This is a genomic window from Shewanella sp. GutCb, from assembly GCF_002836135.1.
In the GTDB taxonomy this organism is placed as follows: Bacteria; Pseudomonadota; Gammaproteobacteria; order Enterobacterales; family Shewanellaceae; genus Shewanella.
Genome location: NZ_PJBL01000022.1, coordinates 76,602 through 96,601, shown reverse-complemented (window position 1 = coordinate 96,601; position 20,000 = coordinate 76,602). Strand labels below are relative to the sequence as shown.

The 20,000-nt window shown below is 43.3% G+C and carries 12 protein-coding genes; 2 read left to right on the top strand and 10 right to left on the bottom strand.

What is annotated here, in order from left to right; translation table 11 throughout:
* Positions 1-87: 87 nt before the first annotated feature.
* The 6 genes from prpB to CXF86_RS13540 all read right to left on the bottom strand — a co-directional run bounded on the left by prpB (position 88) and on the right by CXF86_RS13540 (position 9,061).
* Positions 88-966, bottom strand: a complete 879-nt coding sequence (gene prpB, locus CXF86_RS13565; RefSeq protein WP_101092085.1) for a methylisocitrate lyase — start codon at positions 964-966, stop codon at positions 88-90.
* A gap of 153 nt (positions 967-1,119) precedes the next feature.
* Positions 1,120-1,779: a GntR family transcriptional regulator gene (locus CXF86_RS13560; protein ID WP_101092084.1), complete on the bottom strand. Its 660-nt coding sequence runs from the start codon at positions 1,777-1,779 to the stop codon at positions 1,120-1,122.
* A 640-nt stretch (positions 1,780-2,419) separates the two neighbouring features.
* Positions 2,420-3,895 (bottom strand): efflux transporter outer membrane subunit, encoded by a 1,476-nt coding sequence (locus tag CXF86_RS13555; RefSeq protein ID WP_102039214.1) that lies wholly within the window; start codon positions 3,893-3,895, stop codon positions 2,420-2,422.
* Between the two features lies 1 nt (position 3,896).
* Entirely contained in the window at positions 3,897-6,971 is a 3,075-nt protein-coding gene (locus tag CXF86_RS13550) for an efflux RND transporter permease subunit (protein ID WP_180961066.1), read from the bottom strand.
* An 8-nt stretch (positions 6,972-6,979) separates the two neighbouring features.
* Positions 6,980-8,080 (bottom strand): efflux RND transporter periplasmic adaptor subunit, encoded by a 1,101-nt coding sequence (locus CXF86_RS13545; RefSeq protein ID WP_101092081.1) that lies wholly within the window; start codon positions 8,078-8,080, stop codon positions 6,980-6,982.
* 93 nt (positions 8,081-8,173) lie between these two features.
* Positions 8,174-9,061 (bottom strand): LysR family transcriptional regulator, encoded by an 888-nt coding sequence (locus tag CXF86_RS13540; protein ID WP_102039212.1) that lies wholly within the window; start codon positions 9,059-9,061, stop codon positions 8,174-8,176.
* Positions 9,062-9,635: 574 nt separating this feature from the next.
* On the opposite strand from CXF86_RS13540, the gene CXF86_RS13535 reads away from it, so the two are divergent.
* Entirely contained in the window at positions 9,636-11,879 is a 2,244-nt protein-coding gene (locus CXF86_RS13535) for a tetratricopeptide repeat protein (RefSeq protein ID WP_219622737.1), read from the top strand.
* Positions 11,880-11,998: 119 nt separating this feature from the next.
* Entirely contained in the window at positions 11,999-14,698 is a 2,700-nt protein-coding gene (locus tag CXF86_RS13530) for a bifunctional acetate--CoA ligase family protein/GNAT family N-acetyltransferase (protein ID WP_102039211.1), read from the top strand.
* Positions 14,699-14,784: 86 nt separating this feature from the next.
* Here the strand turns inward: CXF86_RS13530 and CXF86_RS13525 are convergent, their stop codons facing one another.
* From CXF86_RS13525 to dmeF, 4 genes are all read right to left on the bottom strand, one after another.
* Complete coding sequence (locus CXF86_RS13525; RefSeq protein ID WP_101092078.1) at positions 14,785-15,828, bottom strand: GGDEF domain-containing protein; 1,044 nt, start codon at positions 15,826-15,828, stop codon at positions 14,785-14,787.
* A gap of 106 nt (positions 15,829-15,934) precedes the next feature.
* Positions 15,935-17,560 (bottom strand): phosphoethanolamine transferase, encoded by a 1,626-nt coding sequence (locus CXF86_RS13520; protein ID WP_101092077.1) that lies wholly within the window; start codon positions 17,558-17,560, stop codon positions 15,935-15,937.
* A 463-nt stretch (positions 17,561-18,023) separates the two neighbouring features.
* Entirely contained in the window at positions 18,024-18,443 is a 420-nt protein-coding gene (locus CXF86_RS13515) for a MarR family winged helix-turn-helix transcriptional regulator (RefSeq protein ID WP_101092076.1), read from the bottom strand.
* A 28-nt stretch (positions 18,444-18,471) separates the two neighbouring features.
* Positions 18,472-19,446: a CDF family Co(II)/Ni(II) efflux transporter DmeF gene (dmeF, locus tag CXF86_RS13510; RefSeq protein ID WP_102039210.1), complete on the bottom strand. Its 975-nt coding sequence runs from the start codon at positions 19,444-19,446 to the stop codon at positions 18,472-18,474.
* Between the last annotated feature and the right edge of the window lie 554 nt (positions 19,447-20,000).

The window sequence follows — 20,000 nt, the reverse complement described above, 5'->3', positions numbered from 1 at the left end:
GTATTTATATTTTTATTCTAAAACGCAATTTCATCGCGCTTTAGATTTGTTTTGTAAGGTACTGCTGTCGAGCGTGTTGATGCTTGCTTAAAGGTTTTTACCTTCAGCAAATAAACTATCTAGCTTTTGCTCATAGTCGTGATAACCAAGGTAGTCGTAAAGATCCATACGCGTTTGCATAGAATCAACCACCGCCTTTTGGTCGCCGTGGTCTAGAATCGAGGTATAAACCATTTCCGCTGCTTTGTTCATTGCTCTAAACGCACTTAATGGATAAAGCACCATAGACGCGCCCCACTCACCTAACTGCTCTTTGTTCCACAGCTCGGTTTGGCCAAATTCAGTGATATTGGCGAGAATAGGCACATCCAGCGCGTCAGCAAAGGCGCGGTAATGTTCTTCGGTTTTAACCGCTTCCGCGAAAATACCATCGGCGCCAGCAGCAACATAAGCTTTAGCACGTGCAATGGCCGCTTCAAGTCCTTCTTGTCCGAATGAATCTGTACGGGCCATAATGAAGAAATCTGGATCGGTACGAGCATCGACAGCCGCTTTAATACGGTCGACCATCTCTTCTGTTGACACAATCTCTTTATTTGGACGATGACCACAGCGTTTTTGCGCAACTTGATCTTCCATATGCACAGCAGCTGCACCGGCTTTTTCCATATCGCGAACCGTTTTGGCGATATTGAACGCGCCGCCCCAGCCAGTATCGATATCAACTAACAACGGCAGATCACATGCAGAAGTAATACGCTGCACATCAACAATCACATCGTTTAGGGATGTCATGCCCAAATCAGGTAAGCCGTACGATGCGTTTGCAACGCCGCCACCAGATAAGTAAATAGCTTGGTGACCAATTTTTTTCGCCATCATTGCTGAATAAGCATTAATGGTACCGACAATTTGTAGCGGACTATTGGCAACTAGTGCCTCGCGAAACTTCTTACCTGCGCTCATGTGCTGTTCCTTTCTTTGTTGCTCACACAGCTTGTTTAAACGACTTGTATAAATAGCTTATACAAGCTGGGCCCTGTGAAGATGATAATGATGACTTAACGGTCTATTGATTACGTTTTTATGATCTAACGGTTTCACTATTCGTTGAGCTATTTAGCTCAAAAGCTTGCTCTCAATACTCGATTTTGAATACAAGATATGACGACGCATTAGCATTTCAGCGAGCTCCGCATCTCGGTTACAAATCGCTTGTACTATGTGTTTATGTTCATCAAAAGCGGTGGTCACACGCGGTCCACTCATTCCCAACTGAACGCGATACATGCGTACAAGATGATAAATACCATCCGTCAGCATCGAAATAAGGTGTTTGTTTTTGCTACCAACAATAATGCGATAATGGAAATCGACATCACCCGCTTCTTGATAATAAGACTGGCCCGATTGCACTTTTTCAAAATGAGAATTGAGCAGCGATTGCAGATCGGTGATTTCGCCATCTGTCATATTTTGTGCCGCTAAGCGTGCCGCCATGCCTTCGAGTGACTCACGGACCTGATAAAGCTCAATCAAACCTTCAGGTGTTAATGTCACCACTCTTGCACCAACGTTGGCTTTGCGCTCAACTAAATGGCTTGCCTCTAAACGGTTAATCGCTTCACGGATCACCGCTCGACTAACGGCATACTTTGTCGACAACTCGGTTTCACTTAACTTAGAACCCGCCAATATAGCCCCTTCTACGATATCTTTACGTAGCTGAAAAAAGGTCTTATCTGCTGACGTTACTGGCTGTTCGGTGAAAAATGTCATAAACCATCGTTGAGTTCTGCTAAAAGGATTGTCGACAATTTAGCGTCATTATGTGACCTAGTCAACACTTTAGCCCTAAATTGTCGACAAAGTAGAGTAAAGCATAATGGACAACTTTTGTTCACCCACATAAATATGGCAAATTTAACTGACAGTAAGAATCTCTAATTTTTAGCACTCAATAGCAGCATAACAAGGAGCGAACTTTAAATGATCAGTCTTTAAAATCACTACAGTAATGTTTAGATTCATGAGGTTATATTAAAGTTACAGATTAAACCTCAAGATTTAGAGTATTATCAAATAGACTCAGAACTGCTCTTTATTGGTTTTAATTTCACGAGTCACATTTGCATTGTGGGGACAAATATAGGCACTAGCATGAAGTCAACAAGTGTCGACAATATCCTTTATAGATAACGCAAGGTCGCGCTTCTTGATTATTTTGACTGTGTTGTAGGTTATTTGTGGAGAATGACTAAACGACATAGCCTCCGCCTTGTCAAAACTGCCAATAAACTGCGGTAAAAACAACCGTCAAAGAACCACACTCCCTAGGCTAGTTGCAGCTTTAGTGTCTCGTTTTTAATAAAAAAAGCAGCACTGAGTGCTGCTTATATAGATTGACTAAAAATAAAGATTAGTGAGCAGGAGCATTCTCAACCTGCCAGTTACCCCCAAGGGCTTTATGGAGGCCAATGGTCATATGCGCAGTTTGTAATTTTGCAGCAACCACACGGTCTTTAATCATATTTTCTTGACGCTGCGCGTCCAAAATAGACAAATAGCCACTGAGTCCCGCTTTGTACAGTGATTTGGCTTTATTGACCGCATTAGTGGTCTCAGCTTCTGCTTCGCTGACGAGTTGCACATATTGCTGGCTATAGCCGTAGCCCTGCAATAAGGTTTCAACCTCACCAAAAGCGGCAATCACTGCATGTTGATAGCTGAGAACACTGGAATCGAACCGTGCCTCTTGCATTTCAACAATGGCATCACCTCGACCACCATCAAAAACATTCCAACTCACACCTATGCTACCGGCCCATGCTATGGAGTCACTGCTAAACAAGTCGTCAAAGTCTTTTGCCAAAACACCAGGAGCACCCGTTAAGAATACTTTTGGATATTGAGCGGCGATGGCTGCAGCGCGCTCTTCATTAAGCGCTGCCATCTCGCGCTCGGCAATCCTGATATCCGGTCTGCGGTTAAGTAAGTCAGATGGCAAGCCTGTTGGGATAACGCCATCAAAATTAGGCAGTGGCATAGGTTGACTAAAGCGTTGTTCACCCTGTTTTGGCGTTTCACCTAGCAAGATGGCTAAGCGCTGTTTATGGGCATTTTCAGCAATATTAAGTTGTGGCACAACAGATTTTGTCACTGCTAACATGGCTTTAGCACGTGCTTCATCAAGTTTTGATCCATAACCGCTCTTAACCATTAATTGCACTAATTTGAGCGTCTTCTGTTGATCTTCAACCGTGTGCAGTGCGATCTGCTTACGTTCTTGAGCGCCACGCATTTGCAGGTAATTATGGATCACATCAGAAGTAATCAGTGCTGTTAAGCCTTCACGCATAATGATCATCTGTTCTTTGCGGATAGCGGCGGCATTTGCTAGCCGGTCTATTCTGCCAAAGAGATCCGCCTCCCACGCAATGGTCGCTCCCGCAAAGAAAGCGCTATTGTTATCATCAACCAAGCCCAACTCTTCACCACTAACAGGGTTAGTCGCGGTTATCGCGCCCCCCAGTAAAGGGTCATTATCACTGATCTGATAGTTACCAAAACCCGCGCCCAGATTAACCGTAGGCACTTTAAATGACTCAATCGCACTTTGATAAGACTGCGCCATTCTGATGCGTTGCGCTGCGATCTTTAGCGGGATCGCTTGATTTTGCGCATCAATGACCAACTGATTCAAAATAGGATCATTAAACTGCGTCCACCATGCATCGGTATTAGCCGCGCTTCGCTCACCAGCAACCGTCCCAGCTGTATCTTGATACAAATATTCGCTGTCTAAGTTAGTGGTCGGCGCCTGATAATCAGGTCCTACTGCGCAACCAGTCATGATCATAGCAATCGCTAACGGCGCAATTTTATAGAGATTCATATTATTTTTGCTCCATAGCGGCACTAGAAAATATTGGGTCAGTTGCTTCTGCCTTATCATCGCAGTTGCGATAAAACAGGCAGTAGAAGGCCGGCATAATAAACAGTGATAACACTGTCGCCGCTGCTAATCCGCCAATAATTGTTGCTGCCATTTGGTCAAACAATCTATCGCTTAATAGTGGGATCATCCCTAATGCTGTTGTCAGTGCACCCATAGAGATCGCCATCGTACGATTAAGGGTTGCCGCTTTTACTGCTTCTTGTAATGGCTTGTTATTAGCCCGTTCAAGCTCAATTTGGTCCATCAGTACAATGCCATTTTTAATAATCATGCCCGATAGCGTAATGGCACCAATCAACGCCATAAAGCCAAAGGGTTTGTCTAGCAAGAGTAAGGTCCAAGTCACACCTATAGCCGCTAATGGCAGAGTGATTAAAATGATTGCAGGCTGCTTAAAGCCATTAAACATCGCCACCATAATCACCACCATCATCAGTAGCGCCTTAGGTAACTGGCTTAACGTGTCGGTGATAGTTCGGTTTTCATCGTAGTATTCACCGCCCCAATTAAATGCATAGCCCGCTGGGAGCTTAATGGCTTCAATTTGATCTTTTATCTGATTACGCACTACAGCAGGCGTCGCATCAAACACATCCGCTTGGGCTGTAATTGTTGGCACACGATTGCGGCGCCAGATAATGCTCTCTTCGCTCTTCAGCTCAAAGCTATCAACCACCTGCCCTAACGGCACACTGTTAACGCCTAGCAATGAACGAACAGGTAAGGTTTCTAAGCTACTTAGATCAGCATTTGCGCTTCTGAAACTAATAGGAATTAGCTGATCCCCCTGATTCAATGTACCCACAGTGACGCCCTCTGTGGCTCGCTTAATCGCAAGGGAAATATCGGTGCGATTGATACCTGCTCGGCGAGCCTGCTCCTGGTTTACCACTGGTTTAATCACTTTACTCAGCTGACGCCAGTCATCACGAACATACTTGGTATTACTGTTTGCCTGCATGATAACTTGAGCTTCAGCCGACAATCTATGCAGGACCTGTGGATCAGGGCCAGAGAAACGTGCTTCAACACTGTATTTATCTTTAGTCGCCAGCTTTAGGTTTCTAAAGCGAGGCTCAGAGCCCGGAAAGTTATTTGCCAGCCATATATCACCCCGTTTGGTGAGCGACTCAATAGCCTCGTAATCAACTACATTAATCACGATTTGCCCATAACTCGTATCAAAAGGTTCTGGTTCTACTGTGACTGAGAATCTTGGTGCACTTGCCCCTACGTAACTCGAGATAACCGCCACTTCGGGTTGTTTTATCAACCAGCCTTCAATTTTCTTCATGTCAGCTGAAGTGCTTTCTATCTTAGCACCATTGGGTAACCAGTAATCTAAGAAGACCATAGGGCGGTCAGAGCTAGGAATAAAATTGATAGCGACATAAGAGGCTGCCAACGCTGTCACCAATAACAACGGCACGACCATAGAAATCGCTTTGACTGGATTCATCACCGTCCAGTTAACCGATAATTGGTAACGACTTGGTTTGGCGTTAGCATCTACCTTTTTCGTGCTTGGCTTTATCCATAACCAGCACAATAGCGGTGTGAGTGTGACTGCCACAAGCCACGAAAATAGCAGTGAGGAACACATAATAACGAATACTGAACCAGCAAATTCACCCGAATCAGTTTGCGAAAACAAGACAGGGCTAGAGCCCATGATGGCAATAATTGTGGCTGCAAATAAGGGTTTAGATGTCTCTTTGACTGAATCAACTGCAGCTTTAGTGCGATCAATCCCCTTATTTAACTTCACCACGAACAGGTCGGTGATAACAATCGCGTTATCGACTAGCATGCCCAGTGCCAAAATAAAGGTTCCTAACGAGACGCGTTGAAGGTCGACCCCTGCAAGGTACATATAAATGAGGGTTAACAAGATGGTAAAAACTAAGCTGCCACCAACAATGGTTGCGCTTTTAAAGCCCATAAAAATAAGCAGCACAACAAATACAATTGTGACACTCTCAAGTAGGTTCACCACAAAATCTTCTACAGACTTTTGCACTTCGTCTGGCTGAAAAGCAATAGTGCCAATTTCAATGCCTATCGGCAGCTCTTGCTGATATTCAGCAATGATCTGGGTTAAGCTTTCACCCAAGCTAACGACATTAATTCCAGAAACCGGACTCACGGCCAGTGTAACGGCTTGCTTACCATTGAAACGACTCAAAGTCATTGCGGGGGCTTGGTAACCTAAGCTGACATCGGCAATATCTCCCAATCTTAACAGTCCCGTGCTGTAGTCGCCGAACCCTCCTTTAATTGTGAGCGCTTTAATATCATCAATGGACTTAAAGGCGCTACTTTGGTCAACACGAATACGCTCATTGTCAGCTGCAAAGCTACCGCTGTTATAGGTTAAGTTCTGGGTTGCTAACTGATTAATCACCTGTGCAGAAGAGATCCCGTACTGGGCTAATCGCGCATCAGGAAGGTCAATATAAACCGCCTGACTTTGGACCCCGTGAAGCTGGACTTTCTTAATGCCATCAACGGTCTTAATTCGACGTTGTAGCTCTTTTGCGTATTGACGTAACGCTTCAGGCTGAGCGTTCTCGCCATAGACACTGAATAACATGCCGTACACTTCTGAGAACTCATCTTGCACTATGCTGACTTGCGCGGTAACAGGTAAAGTAAGCTTAACGTCATTGACCTTGCGTCTCAGTAAATCCCACTCCTGTGGTAACTCATCAGAATTAGTCGTTTCTTTTAAATCGACAAAAATCATCGAACTACCAGGACGAGACAAAGAGCGCAGCTTCCACACTGAGCCCATTTCTTGTAGCTTAGTCTCAATTTTATCAGTAACTTGTAACTCAACTTCTTTTGCAGAAGCACCGGGATAAAGCGTCACGACTACTGCGCTTTTAACCGTAAAAGTAGGGTCTTCCAGCTTACCCAGCTCAAAATAGGAAATGATACCGACAATCACACATAATACGCTAAAGAACAGCACAAACAGACGCTGTTTAATCGCAAATTCAGCCAAATTCATCATAATTCCTAATAGCTAAAAGCTTTAACAACGGTTTTGGTGACCGTTTGATTGGGTTGAAGATAATTAACACCGGCTGTCACAATAGCGTCACCCACATGTAAGTCTCCGCTTAAACAAACACTGTTACTCTGTAGGGATTGCACTGTAACGGCGGTTTCAATAACCGTTGTATCTTTAATGACATAAACACTTTTTCCTGCTTTATCTTGGATCAGCGCCGCGTAAGGTACGCAGTAATTGACCTGTTCATTGTTGAAATTCACCGCGACATTAACCGCTTTACCTGGCAACGCATCTGTTGGCTGTTCGATGACAAATTCAACGTTATAAGTCTGTTTAATCGGATCGGGCAAGGTGTCCATTGCGCTAAGTATTGACGTAAGCCCTTCCTCTCCATGCCAGCTAACCGATGCTTGCTGAGACAGCATCAACTGACCCATCAAATTTTCAGGCACATCGATAATGGCTTTTAACTCGTTAGGTTGATGCAGGGAAAAGACCGCTGCGCCTGAGGCCGTTTGTTCGAATGTTTGTTGAAACTTTGCACCTATAACGCCGCTGAAGGGGGCTTTAAGCTCAGTATAATCGAGAGCATCTTGGGATTTTTGCAGGTTCTGCGTCACAACATCGACCATGGCTAAGCTACGCTGAAAGCCGCTTTGGGCTCTATCTAGATTAACTTTAGAAATAGCATCATCAGCGATGGCTTGTTCGACTCGGTCGAGTTCAACTTTTGCGAGGTGGTGAGCGGCATTTGCTTCGGCTAGGCGAGCTTGTAACTCAACCACATTGACTTGGTAATCATGAGGTTCGAGCCTTGCCAATACTTGGCCTTTTTCGACAATATCACCGGTTTTGACCAGAATAGCTTCGATGGTACCCGAAACTTTGAAGGCTAAATTTGCAGTTTGCGTCGCTTCAAGCACGCCTGAAAATTGTTTAATACTGGCTTGCTGTGTATTGTCCAGTGTCATCACTTGAACAGGTCGTTCAGGCTTTAACATATCTATGTGCACAGAAGCTGGAGCCTGGCTGCAGGCTGAAGTGATCACTAATGCAAGTGGTGCTACAGCAAACTTTACGATTTTCGACGTCGGGTGGTTCATTATTTTCTCCCAATAGAACTATTGGGAGAGAGTGTATGTGTTTAACTTTGCAAGATAATCAGTCTTTCCTGCACTACACTGTCACGAATTTCATTACAAATTCGCACGTTGTGGTATTTCTTGTAATAAAAAATCAATCAATAGCCGAGTCGGCAAGCTCATCCCTTTTCTATCAGGGTAGATAAGCCAAACATCTTCTTTCTTAGATTCATACTCAGGTAAGATCCGTACTAAGTTTTTGCTTTCAATTGCCGCCAATGCAAATAGCGGGGGCATAAAACCCATGCCCTGCCCGCCAACAATGGCTCGCCGTACAAAGCCCATATGGTTACAACTAAAGCGACAATTAACTTTAACGGTATCAGTAATTAAATCCCAGTTATCATCTAGTGTTCCATCAGGCCAGCGATAACAGATGGCTTGATGCTGTGCCAGTTCTGCTAACGACTTGGGCTCGCCTTTGTCTTGGATATACTCAGGGCTCGCATATATTGCCCGTCCAAGACTGAGCAAACGTCGAGCGATAAAGCCCGAGTCTTGAATTTTACCGGCATGAAGAACAAAGTCGAGCGCTTGAGAATAGATATCGGTGACATAGTTATTGGTGATCCGCAGATCCAGTTCAATATGTGGATATAACAGCTGAAACTTTGCCAATGCAGGCTGCAAAGCTTCATCGCTTTCAGGTAAAAAACCCACTTTCACTTTTCCAACGGGTTTGTCATCGATGTCGAGGAGCTTATTTTTAGCTTGCTCAAAGCCTTCAAGCACCGTTAATAACTCGTGATAATAAGCCTCACCATGTTGAGTCAATCTCAGTTGTCGGGTGGTTCTGAAAAAGAGTTGCGCATTGAGTGCTCGTTCCAATTCGCCTATTCGTCGACTGACGTTGGCTCGCGGCAGATCTAAAGCATTAGCTGCCGCAGTAAAACTGCCGAGCTTAACCACAATCGTAAATAACTTTAGATCTTCTATGCGCATACTAAACTGCCTTTATCGTGCTATTTATCTGTATTACAGAGGAAATTGATGCCAAAAAGTATCTGCCATCAAAAGACTAAGATTGCGTAGAACTGTAGCGGTTTTTAACATTCGGTCATAGTTTTGTCTGCCGCTATGTGGATTAACGCACAGATTACAATACGCAAAGTAACCAGCCGATATGATTTAAGCGGTAACAAATAGAGATAGGATCACGAGAGCTAGCGCTTATGGACGCTTCAAAGCCACGATAACTTTTTGTCTACGCTCCGCGCTATTAGCGAGCAATAGCAATTAACGGCATCAAACACTGCCAAGCATCAATGCTGTTTATACCATTAGTGATTATGAATCATTGCTTATCCCTGCCAATATTAGATAACCGCAAAAGCTGTAAAAAATAACTCAAAACGAATAGATGTGGTGTTTATGCCCTTTCTCAAGATCTTGTTTAAGTGTAAAGTCAAATAAGGCTCGAGTGATTATTTGATACCAAAAGGAACTGATTATCAAAAGTTTGCCAAGAAAAAAGCTAAGACAAAGTGCGTTTCAACGCTGGGCATTACTAACATTTATGTTGATGAGTATATTTGCCACTCGGCACATCATTGCAGCTGAGTTTGTCGGTTCATTTGAATGCGAGCAGTGTCATCAGCAAGCTTTTAAAGATTGGAGCGGTTCTGATCACGATATGGCAATGAAACACGCCAATAAGCACTCTGTTGCAGCAAATTTTAGTACTCAATTCACCTACCAAGGTAAGCAAAACCGTTTTTTTACTCAAGGTGATGAATACTGGGTCAATATCGAAGATGGCAGCGGGCAGTTCAACGATTTTAAAATAAGCTATACCTTCGGTATCGAGCCATTACAGCAATATATGGTTGAGTTTGAAGATGGACGCGTGCAACTCATCCCTTTTGCATGGGATAACCGCCCAGTCGCAAAAGGCGGGCAGAAATGGTTCCACCTATACCCAGACTCTAGCGCTAAACATGATGATTTCTTCTGGCAGAATGTAGGCCAAAATTGGAACTTCATGTGTGCAGATTGCCACTCAACCAATGTTAAAAAGAACTACGATTTCGAAAAAGATCGCTTCAACACGACCTTTTCCGAGATTAACGTCGGCTGTGAAGCCTGCCATGGGGCTGCAAGCAAGCATCTATCATGGGCGAATAAAACAGCTGAGTCAGCGTCGCAAGCCAAAGGCTTCGACAGAGTCTTAACCAAGCCCGTGTCAAACTGGACATGGCAACAAGACGATGCTGGTAAAAGTGACTTAGCCAATACGGCCATTTACACCGCTAAACCCTTAGGTACACAACCTAGTGACCAATTACAAACGTGTGCTCAATGCCATAGTCGCAGACTGCAAATAAGCGATAGTAATCCATTAGTTAATACAGATTTTGGTGATCGCTATCAGTTAAACCTGATCAGCCAAGATCTTTATTATGATGATGGCCAGGTCTACGATGAAGATTACGTTTACGGCTCGTTTCTGCAGTCAAAAATGCATGACAATGGTGTGGTTTGTAGCAACTGTCATAACCCCCATTCGACAAAAACGGTACTGCCAGGTAATGCGTTGTGCAGTCAATGCCATAGTCCTGCTAAGTTTGATACTAACGAGCACCATAAGCATCAAGCCAATAGCAGTGGCGCTCAATGTGTGAATTGCCATATGCCACAAACAACCTATATGCAAATCGATAAGCGCAGAGATCATAGTTTTAGCATTCCAAAACCCGCAAACTCTCAGCGCATAGGCACCCCAAATGCTTGTAATCAATGCCATCAAGACAAAGACATAGCGTGGGCAGTCGATAAAACAACCGCTTGGTATCCAACATTAAACACCTACGATGCAACACATTTTAGCAGTGCTTTTGCTGGCGCTAGAGCGCGTATGCCCACGGCTGGAGATCAACTTTCCTATATTGCCCAAGACCACCAGCAAGCAGCCATTATTCGCGCTGGAGCGCTTGAGCGCTTACAACAATATCCTGGTAGAAACGGGGTGGTAGCTATTGCAAGAGCGACTCGCCATGACGATCCTTTATTGAGATTTGGTACAATACAAGGCAGTACTCCGTACCCGATTGCAGACAGATGGCGTATGTTGGCGCCGCTGCTTAATGACGATGTCCTTATGGTGCGCAGTCAAGCTGCTGGAGCATTAGCGGGGTTTTGGCCTGAACTAACCTCTGCGCAGCAAAAGCAATTATCGGCGCCATTGGCTGAGTATATTGAAATCTTAAAGTTTAATGGCGACCGTGGCTTTGCTCGTACTAACCTTGCTCATCTTTATGCTAATCAAGGTAAAGTAAAACAAGCTATTACAGAATATAAAGCCGCGATTGCAGTGCAATCAAATTATGCAGCTGCCTATATCAATCTTGCCGATCTCTATCGCTCAAATGAACAAGATACGCTGGCACTGACAACTCTCGAGAAAGGCATTAAGGCGCAACCCACCTCAGGTGCAATCCAGTTTAGTATGGCCCTTGCTCTTTTACGGGCAAAACAAACGGAAAAAGCTATGGAACACCTTATTCGAGCAACAGAGCTTGAACCTAATAACGCTCGATTTTGGTATGTGTACGCCATTGCCATAACGCCCGCTTCAGTCGCCAAAGCGGGCGCCGCATTTGATAAAGCTTATCAGATCAGTGGTAATCCGCAGTACCTATATGCTTTATGTGAGCTGATGCTAAGTCATCACAGCCCTCAGGCTAAGCAATGCTTACAGCAGTTATCGACTCGGGTACCCGCTGATACAGTCAATCAACTGAGGGCGCGTTTCCAACCCTAGTTTGCCGCATTGATGATGATCAATTTAGGTTAAATTAGAGGGTATGCACGACTAAACTCTTATGGATAATTCAATCTGCTCATGTACACTCATAACATACTGACTTATAGGATAAGTGCATGAGCCAACGTACGCTTCATAACCTTTTTAAACCAAAATCAGTGGCGATTATTGGCGCTTCAAATGACCCCAAACGAGCGGGTAATGTGTTGATGAAGAACCTGCTCTCAGGCGGTTTCTCTGGGCCTATTATGCCTGTAACGCCAAAATATGAAGCTGTAATGGGGGTGCTTGCTTATCCAAATATTCAAGCTTTGCCGCTTAAACCTGATTTAGCCATCATCTGTACCGCGGCGAGTCGCGTACCTGCCATTATCGAAACCTTAGCCCAGTTTGGCTGTAAAGTCGCTATCGTGATGGCGTCGGGGATGGCGGATGAGTTAACCGAAGATGGTATTAGCCTACTGACTCAAATGCAGCAGCATGCTAACCGTTATGGCATGCGCATTTTAGGCCCCAACAGTCTTGGCATGATCCTGCCTAACTTGGGGCTTAACGCCAGCTTAGCGCACACCAGTGCCCTGCCAGGAAAAATTGCGTTTGTGTCTCAATCAGCCGCAATATGCACCACGGTTTTGGATTGGGCTAATAATAAGGGTATTGGGTTTTCATCATTTATTTCTTTAGGTGATGCCAATGATATCGACTTTGATGAACTTTTGGATTACTTAGGTCGAGATTCAAAAACCAACGCCATTATGCTGTATATCGATTCTGTTAATGAGAAGCGTCATTTTTTGTCTGCAGCTAGAGCAGCTTCCAGAAATAAGCCTATTCTAGTGATTAAATCCGGGAGAAGCGCTGAAGGCACCAACGCCGCTCAACTGCATACTGGTGGGATCCCTGGCAATGATGCGGTGTACGAGGCTGCTTTCAGGCGCGCTGGTATGCTGCGCGTAAATGACTTAATCGAACTCTTTGCCGCGGTAGAAACGTTAGCGCACTCAGCGCCCTTGCAAGGTGAGCGTCTTGGGATCATCAGTAATGGTGGTGGCCCCGCGGTACTTGCTCTTGATGTGTTAATGTTAAGCGGCGGCAAGTTACCGCTGTTATCTGCCGATATTCATCAAAGATTAAATGCACTGTTACCAAAAAGTTGGTCAGGACAAAATCCCGTCGATATTGGCGGGGATTCCGATGCACAAAGGTATGCAAAATCACTTGAGATCATGATGCATAGCGATAACTTGGATGCTATATTAATCTTGCACTCGCCTTCAGCATTAGGCGAAAGTGTTCAGATAGCAGAAGAGATTGCTAATACGATCGCAAAACATCCCAATAAAAATAGAGTCAATATCTTAACCAACTGGAGCGGTGAAGATTCAGCTTATGCTGCGCGCAAACACTTCTCCCGTTCTGGGATCCCAACTTATCGCACGCCAGAAGGCGCCGTCGGCGCCTTTATGCACATGGTTGAATACCGCCGTAACCAAAAATTGCTGCAAGAAGTGCCACTATCGATCCCCGATAATATTCCAGCCAATACCGAAGTGGCGCGTGAAAGACTGCAACACGCTTTAAGCCAAGGTAAAACCATTTTAGAAACACATGAATCACGCAGTATTTTAAACGCCTATGGTCTTAAAACGATTGATACTTGGTTTGCCAGTAGCCCTGAACAAGCAGTTGCCTTAGCCAATCAAGCTGGCTACCCTATCGCGTTAAAAGTGCAGTCTCCTGATATCCATCATAAATCTGACGTACACGGGGTGATGTTAAACCTGACTTCCGATCAAGAAGTTAAGCATGCCGCAAAATCAATGATTGAACGAGTGATATCGCTTAATCCTGACGCCAGAGTTGAAGGACTTATAGTACAAAAAATGGCGTTAACAGCCGGAGCACAAGAGATTAGGGTCGCTGTGGCGAATGATCCAGTATTTGGTCCCGCGATATTACTCGGTGAAGGTGGCTCTGAGTGGGACCCAACAAAGGATGCCGCCGTTGCCTTGCCGCCATTAAACATGACCTTGGCTCGTTATATGGTGATCCAAGCACTCAAAACTAAAAAGCTTAAAGATAGACATCTACCCCTTGGGCTCAATATGAATGCCCTTTGCGTAATGTTAACGCAAATATCGCATCTGATTATCGATTGTCCAGAGATAGCCTCGTTAGATCTAAATCCTGTTTTATGTGCGGGCACATCAATCACGCTATTGGATGTGAATATCCAACTGCATAAAGAGCCAGTAGACAATGCAGGCCGTTTAGCTATCTCTCCGTACCCTAAAGAGCTTGAGCAACTAGCGACGCTTAAAAACGGCCAGCAAGTGATGTTACGGCCTATTTTGCCGGAGGATGAACCTAAACATTTGGCGTTTGATAACTCATTGTCTGATGAAGATAGATATAAACGCTATTTTGGTGTTCGCTCTAAAATGACACATGAGGAGATGGCGGTACTCACCCAGATTGATTACGCTCGCGAAATGGCCTTTATCGCCACCACCAAAGGGGAAGATGGAGAGGATATTACCTTAGGTGCGATTAGGGCCTCTATCGATCCTGATAACACCGAGGCTGAATTTGCGATGGCAGTAAGAAGTAACCACCAAGGACAGGGACTCGGTAAATTACTGCTTGAAAAGCTGATTAGCTATTATAAAGATAATGATACTGAGGTTTTGACCGGCTTTACCCTGTTTGAAAATCGCAATATGGCGAGCCTAGCTAAACATTTAGGCTTTACGGTCACTTTTGATATGGAGGAGCGTTTAATTAAAATGCATATGGATTTAAAACCTAAGCCTTAACAGCAACCTTCACTCAATGTGCAAATGGGCAGTAACGGAGCTGCCCATTTCGATAGTGATAAATAGTGATAAAGTGACGCTGCAGCCTACTCTACTGCTGACTCCGCTATCACACAGTTTCGCCCTGCAGATTTAGCGCGATACAAGGCTTCATCAGCGCGAATAAAATAACTGTCTTTGCTATCGTTAAATTTCAGTGATGCACAACCAACTGAAACGGTAATATTACCTAATGGAAGTTTCTTCTCTTTACCAATGGTTAGATTCCGCTGGGCAATTTTTTTACGTAGGTTCTCCGCAACTATTTTGGCTTCTGCTATTCCAGTATTATGCAATAAAATAACAAACTCTTCGCCGCCATAGCGCGCAACAAAATCATCGCCTTTGACGCTCTGTTTTAGGGCTTGAGCCACATAAGTTAGCACCTTGTCACCGATTAAATGGCCATGTACATCATTGAATTTTTTGAAATGGTCGATATCAACAACCAATAAACTGCTTTTAAACTCTTGTTGGTTGAAGGTGTCCATATGGCTAATCACTTCTTCGTCAAAAGCACGGCGATTATTAAGGGCAGTAAGTTGATCCGTCATAGCAACCGAGCGCAGGTCAAGCATCTCTGTTTTAAGCGCGCTCACCTCCTGATTCATGCTATTGAGGCTTTCATCCATCGCGATATTAGCACTGATAATGTCATCAAGTTCTGTGGCGATGTCATCCACAAGCGTCTGTAATACTTCAGGGCTTGGATTATTTTTGAGCGCTTGATCAAACGTTTTAAGCGAGGTTGAAAACTTTACAGTACCTTGACTCATCCCTGCAATTTTAGACAGCAGACTATTAATCAACATCTGCGTCTCTATCTGCACATTTTCTATCACTGCGGGGGAATGCTGTTGGATATAAGTGGTAAATAAGCCATCGCTAACATCAACGGTAAAGCTTACTTCATTCGCGAGTAAACCATCGATCGCTCGCTTTAAATCCAAATTAATCCCTAAGTAATATTCATACCATACTGAATAATTATTAGGGGTGACGGGGATGTTCAGTTCAGACATTTTAGGAACAGCATGCCGTAAAATTCTCGCTGACAGCTCTATCTCTGACAAATGTTGAGCCATATCCATATAATTCCCATCCCTAGTTTTAAACTTGATATATATCAATACAATAAACAAAAAAGAGGATGTTGCCATCCTCTTTTATAATTTATTTAACACTTTTGACTAAACTTTACTGACGACAGCGAGAGAATATATCTTTATCTTTTTGATAAACATCAGATTTAACGTTCATCAACCCCAGTAAGCTGTCAAATAAGTTGTCATGAGAATAACCACCCTGTTCAGCTTCTTTCGCTAAACACGCAAGGTTAAGGCGATTTTGTTTGGCGAAACTTTTCGAAAACCATCCTAGAAATGGCACTTTGGTTTGCTCTTCAGGTGCAAAGGCATAAGGTGCACCATGAAGGTACATGCCACTTTCACCTAACGACTCACCATGATCACTAATATAAAGCATCGCGGTATCAAACTTGTCACTTTGCTGCGCTAGCTTTTTAACCACTTCAGAGACGATATAATCAGTATAGAGAATAGTATTATCGTAGGTATTCATCAGTTCTTCATCGCTACAATTTTGGATATCACTGCGCTGGCAATCAGGCGTGAAAAAGCGATGTGCTGCTGGGTAACGTAAATAGTAAGTGGGCCCATGAGAACCAATAATGTGCAGTACTAATAGGCTATCTTTACTCTCGATATTTTCAAGACGGTTATCAAGCGTGTTGAGTAGCACTTGGTCATAACAGTACTGTCCATTGCAAAGCTCAGGATCACTGCTACGATCAATAACGATATTGTCGACATTGTCACAAACGCCTTTACAACCACTGTCGTTATCCAGCCAATCTAACGCAATCCCTGCATGATTAAGGACATCAATGGCGCTGTCCTGAGCTCTGGCTTGCCTTGACTCATAATCTTCTCTATCCATCCGCGAGAACATACAAGGCAATGACACCGCTGTTGCGGTTCCACAAGAAGAAGTGTCTTTAAAGGCTAGCAAGCCTTGGCTTTCTGTGTGCGCGTTGGTCGGTTTGTCATAGCCGTAGTATTCGTAGTTCATCTCACGAGCCGTTTCGCCCACGACTAACACCACTAAATTAGGTTTCCCGTTGGCTTTGTCAGTGCTGTTTTTAGCATCTAGTCCTAGTTGCTTATACTCAATAGGCTCTTGCAGGTAGTTAATATTAATATACTTAGCAGTAGAGCCAATAAAGTAAGTTGGAATGATATTGCGCTTAATAATGTCATTATTTCGACCAAAAGAGACATAGTTTTGATAGAAAAAGACAGCAATAACAGCAATGCCAATCAGCATCACGACCATAAAGACCAGTTTATGTAACAACTCCTTGGCTAATGGTTTAAATTGGATATTGGCTTTATATATGAGCAAGGCTGGTATAGCGCCGGTGAGCATAAAATTGAGCCCTGAAGCCCAATTCAAATAGGTCGCCGCTTCGGCGTAATTGGTTTCAAATGTGTTCTCGATCATGCCGTAATCAAACACAACCCCGTATTGTAACGCTGCAAAAAACACACTCGACGACATCAATGTTAGTACGATAAAAAAGGGCTTCGCTACATGCTTAAGGCTAAAAAGACTGAATATAAAGCTCAACGCAAAAATAAGAAATAGCGGGATGGTAGCAATAAAAACAAAGTTTACATCAGCCTGCTTGTCTATACCTTGCTTAACTATTTGGAAAAAAGGAATATTAAAAATACAGACATAATAAAGTGCCAGTAAGACAGTGAACTGATTGCTACTAAGGCTTTTTAAACGAGATAACACAATGAGACACTCTCTTCTTATTTGGGATTGATAACGTTACGATACTGAGCCACATTCTGCTTGGTCAGCGTGATTATGATGAATACTTTAACTTACACCTCACTGTAACAAAGTTTATTTAAAAGTGAACATATGAAAATATTCTAACATTTGATCTTTGTTGAATGAATGCTTTTGACCCTTTATTTCAATAAAAGAATCTACTTTGCATTGATGAGTATTCAAAGATAATACGATTTAGCGTGATTTATGCGCACTGACTTATAGGCAACGAATGAACCTATAAGTTCATAACGTTTTACACAGGAAGATAAAGAGGAGGCATAAAACAATAGATGAAGCGCTTTTGCCCCCTAAAAGGCGACATTATCTAGCCTTGCTAGATAGTAAGAACTCGCAATCAGTGTTGAACGTTTAGCACTAACTTTGAACATTTGGGTTTGTAAATGGTGCTTTAAGCCGATTAAAACTCTTTATTGATACGATTAAAAAAATCTAACATCTGCGCTCGTTCGGCTTCGCTAAATTGAACCGTAAGATCGGTCGTTAACTGCATATGCAGTTTGTCGTGCTCTTCAAACATAACTTGGCCTGGATCCGTTAATTCAACTAATATCGAGCGTCGATCGGTTTCATGAGCACGGCGCAACACTAGACCAGCTTTAACCATTTTATCGATTTGAACGGTTAACGTGCCTGTAGTCACCCCAATTTTCGCTGCCAACTCTTTCATTCGCATAGGGCCATTAAGACCTAGGATTTCAACAATGTGAACTTGAGGTAAGCTAAATCCATTATCTTTGACTACAGCCATTTCCCAAGACGATAACTTTTCATAAAACTCGATAATCGCATGATTTAGATGATCGTCTTGGTTCTTCATTAATTAATATTCCTTAGCGGTTTCAGGCTTATTGTGCCTGACTCGCCATGTGCACTTCAACGGTTACATGACTTAAGGCCTTAATTTTTGCCAATTTATCTTTAAAATGGTCACTATTTGCACCACTTTCGCTGACAACAATCAAGCTAGCTGCATAATGGTCTGCACTGACTTTCCATACATGCAGGTCAACTAAACAATCGCCCTCTTGTTCTATCATCTGTTTTATTTCAGTAAGTTGTTTTTGCTTCATGCTGGCATCAAGTAAAATGGGGGCGGTTTGCCTCATTAACCCCCAAGCCCAGCGAGAGATGATCACCGCGCCCACGATACCCATTAATGGGTCGAGCCAGTTCAGTCCGACATATTTACCCAGTAATAACGCACCGATTGCCAATAATGAAGTCAGAGCATCGGCCAGTACATGGAAGTAAGCGGCTTTTAAATTATGATCTTCATGACCATGCGAGTGACCATGGCTAACAGAGTGCTCGTGGCTATGATCATGATCGTGTCCATGACTATGTCCGTGATCATGACTGTGATGATCTTTTAGTAAAAACACACTGACTATATTGACGATTAAGCCGATGACCGCAACCATAATAGCCTGATCAAAGTGAATGTCTTGCGGATTAAATATCCTAACGCCCGATTCTACCAACATAACAAGCGCCACTAAGCCTAATGCGACGGCACTGGTAAAACCACCCAATACACTCACCTTGCCAGTGCCGTATGAGTAGCTAGCTGAATTGGCGTGTTTACGTGCATAGCGGTACGCAAACAGCGTAATAAGAAAAGCGGCCGCGTGGGTACCCATGTGCCAACCATCAGCAAGTAAAGCCATTGAACCGTAGATTGTTCCCGCTGTAATCTCAGCAAACATGGTCACCACGGTCAATAACAGCACGATTGCGGTATTACGTTCTCCGCTATTATTGTGACCTGCAAAATTGTGCTGATGTGACCATTGCTGACGTAATTTTTCTGTGTTTTCCATCATACCCGTACCTTTTGTGCAACGTTCGTTGTCTTGTAATTAATGTCTTGTCACTAATTTTGTTATCAGTGTTTTGTCATCAGTTGTTTTATGCGTTAATGATTCTTAATCATCGACCAAACACCCCTTAAGCGTTTATCTTAGATAAGTGTTTAGATAAAGGCTTGTCTGTATCTTTTGATTTTAAACGTCATTTTGTTTGATATACAACTAGTTTGACTGCCACTTAATTTGAATGCCATATAGTTCGTAAGTCAAAGCAATAATCCTTCATTTATTTTTAACTGACAACCTAAAAACAAAAATCATGTGATCTAAGTCCAAAAGACTTAGTATGGCAAGATCAGTTGATTCCGTTGCAACACTCCCAAACCGGGACTAGTGTTCAAGCTTATCGCAATACTCACACCACAGATAATGCCTTTATTGAACATCGAGACATTATAGTAAGTCATTGTTTTAATGTGTTATGTTTAAATATTGAAATAAGTTTTAAATTATTTTGGAAATATTTAACCCTTTTGGATTTTAATGCCGTTTATAGAGACATATCA

What these genes read in the sequence shown, in the direction of transcription:
- CXF86_RS13540 (WP_102039212.1), bottom strand. Translation starts at nt 9,061, where the DNA reads ATGCGCATAGAAGATCTAAAGTTATTTACGATTGTGGTTAAGCTCGGC.
- CXF86_RS13560 (WP_101092084.1), bottom strand. Translation starts at nt 1,779, where the DNA reads ATGACATTTTTCACCGAACAGCCAGTAACGTCAGCAGATAAGACCTTT.
- CXF86_RS13525 (WP_101092078.1), bottom strand. Translation starts at nt 15,828, where the DNA reads ATGGATATGGCTCAACATTTGTCAGAGATAGAGCTGTCAGCGAGAATT.
- CXF86_RS13530 (WP_102039211.1), top strand. Translation starts at nt 11,999, where the DNA reads ATGAGCCAACGTACGCTTCATAACCTTTTTAAACCAAAATCAGTGGCG.
- CXF86_RS13550 (WP_180961066.1), bottom strand. Translation starts at nt 6,971, where the DNA reads ATGAATTTGGCTGAATTTGCGATTAAACAGCGTCTGTTTGTGCTGTTC.
- prpB (WP_101092085.1), bottom strand. Translation starts at nt 966, where the DNA reads ATGAGCGCAGGTAAGAAGTTTCGCGAGGCACTAGTTGCCAATAGTCCG.
- CXF86_RS13535 (WP_219622737.1), top strand. Translation starts at nt 9,636, where the DNA reads ATGTTGATGAGTATATTTGCCACTCGGCACATCATTGCAGCTGAGTTT.
- CXF86_RS13515 (WP_101092076.1), bottom strand. Translation starts at nt 18,443, where the DNA reads ATGAAGAACCAAGACGATCATCTAAATCATGCGATTATCGAGTTTTAT.
- dmeF (WP_102039210.1), bottom strand. Translation starts at nt 19,446, where the DNA reads ATGGAAAACACAGAAAAATTACGTCAGCAATGGTCACATCAGCACAAT.
- CXF86_RS13545 (WP_101092081.1), bottom strand. Translation starts at nt 8,080, where the DNA reads ATGAACCACCCGACGTCGAAAATCGTAAAGTTTGCTGTAGCACCACTT.
- CXF86_RS13555 (WP_102039214.1), bottom strand. Translation starts at nt 3,895, where the DNA reads ATGAATCTCTATAAAATTGCGCCGTTAGCGATTGCTATGATCATGACT.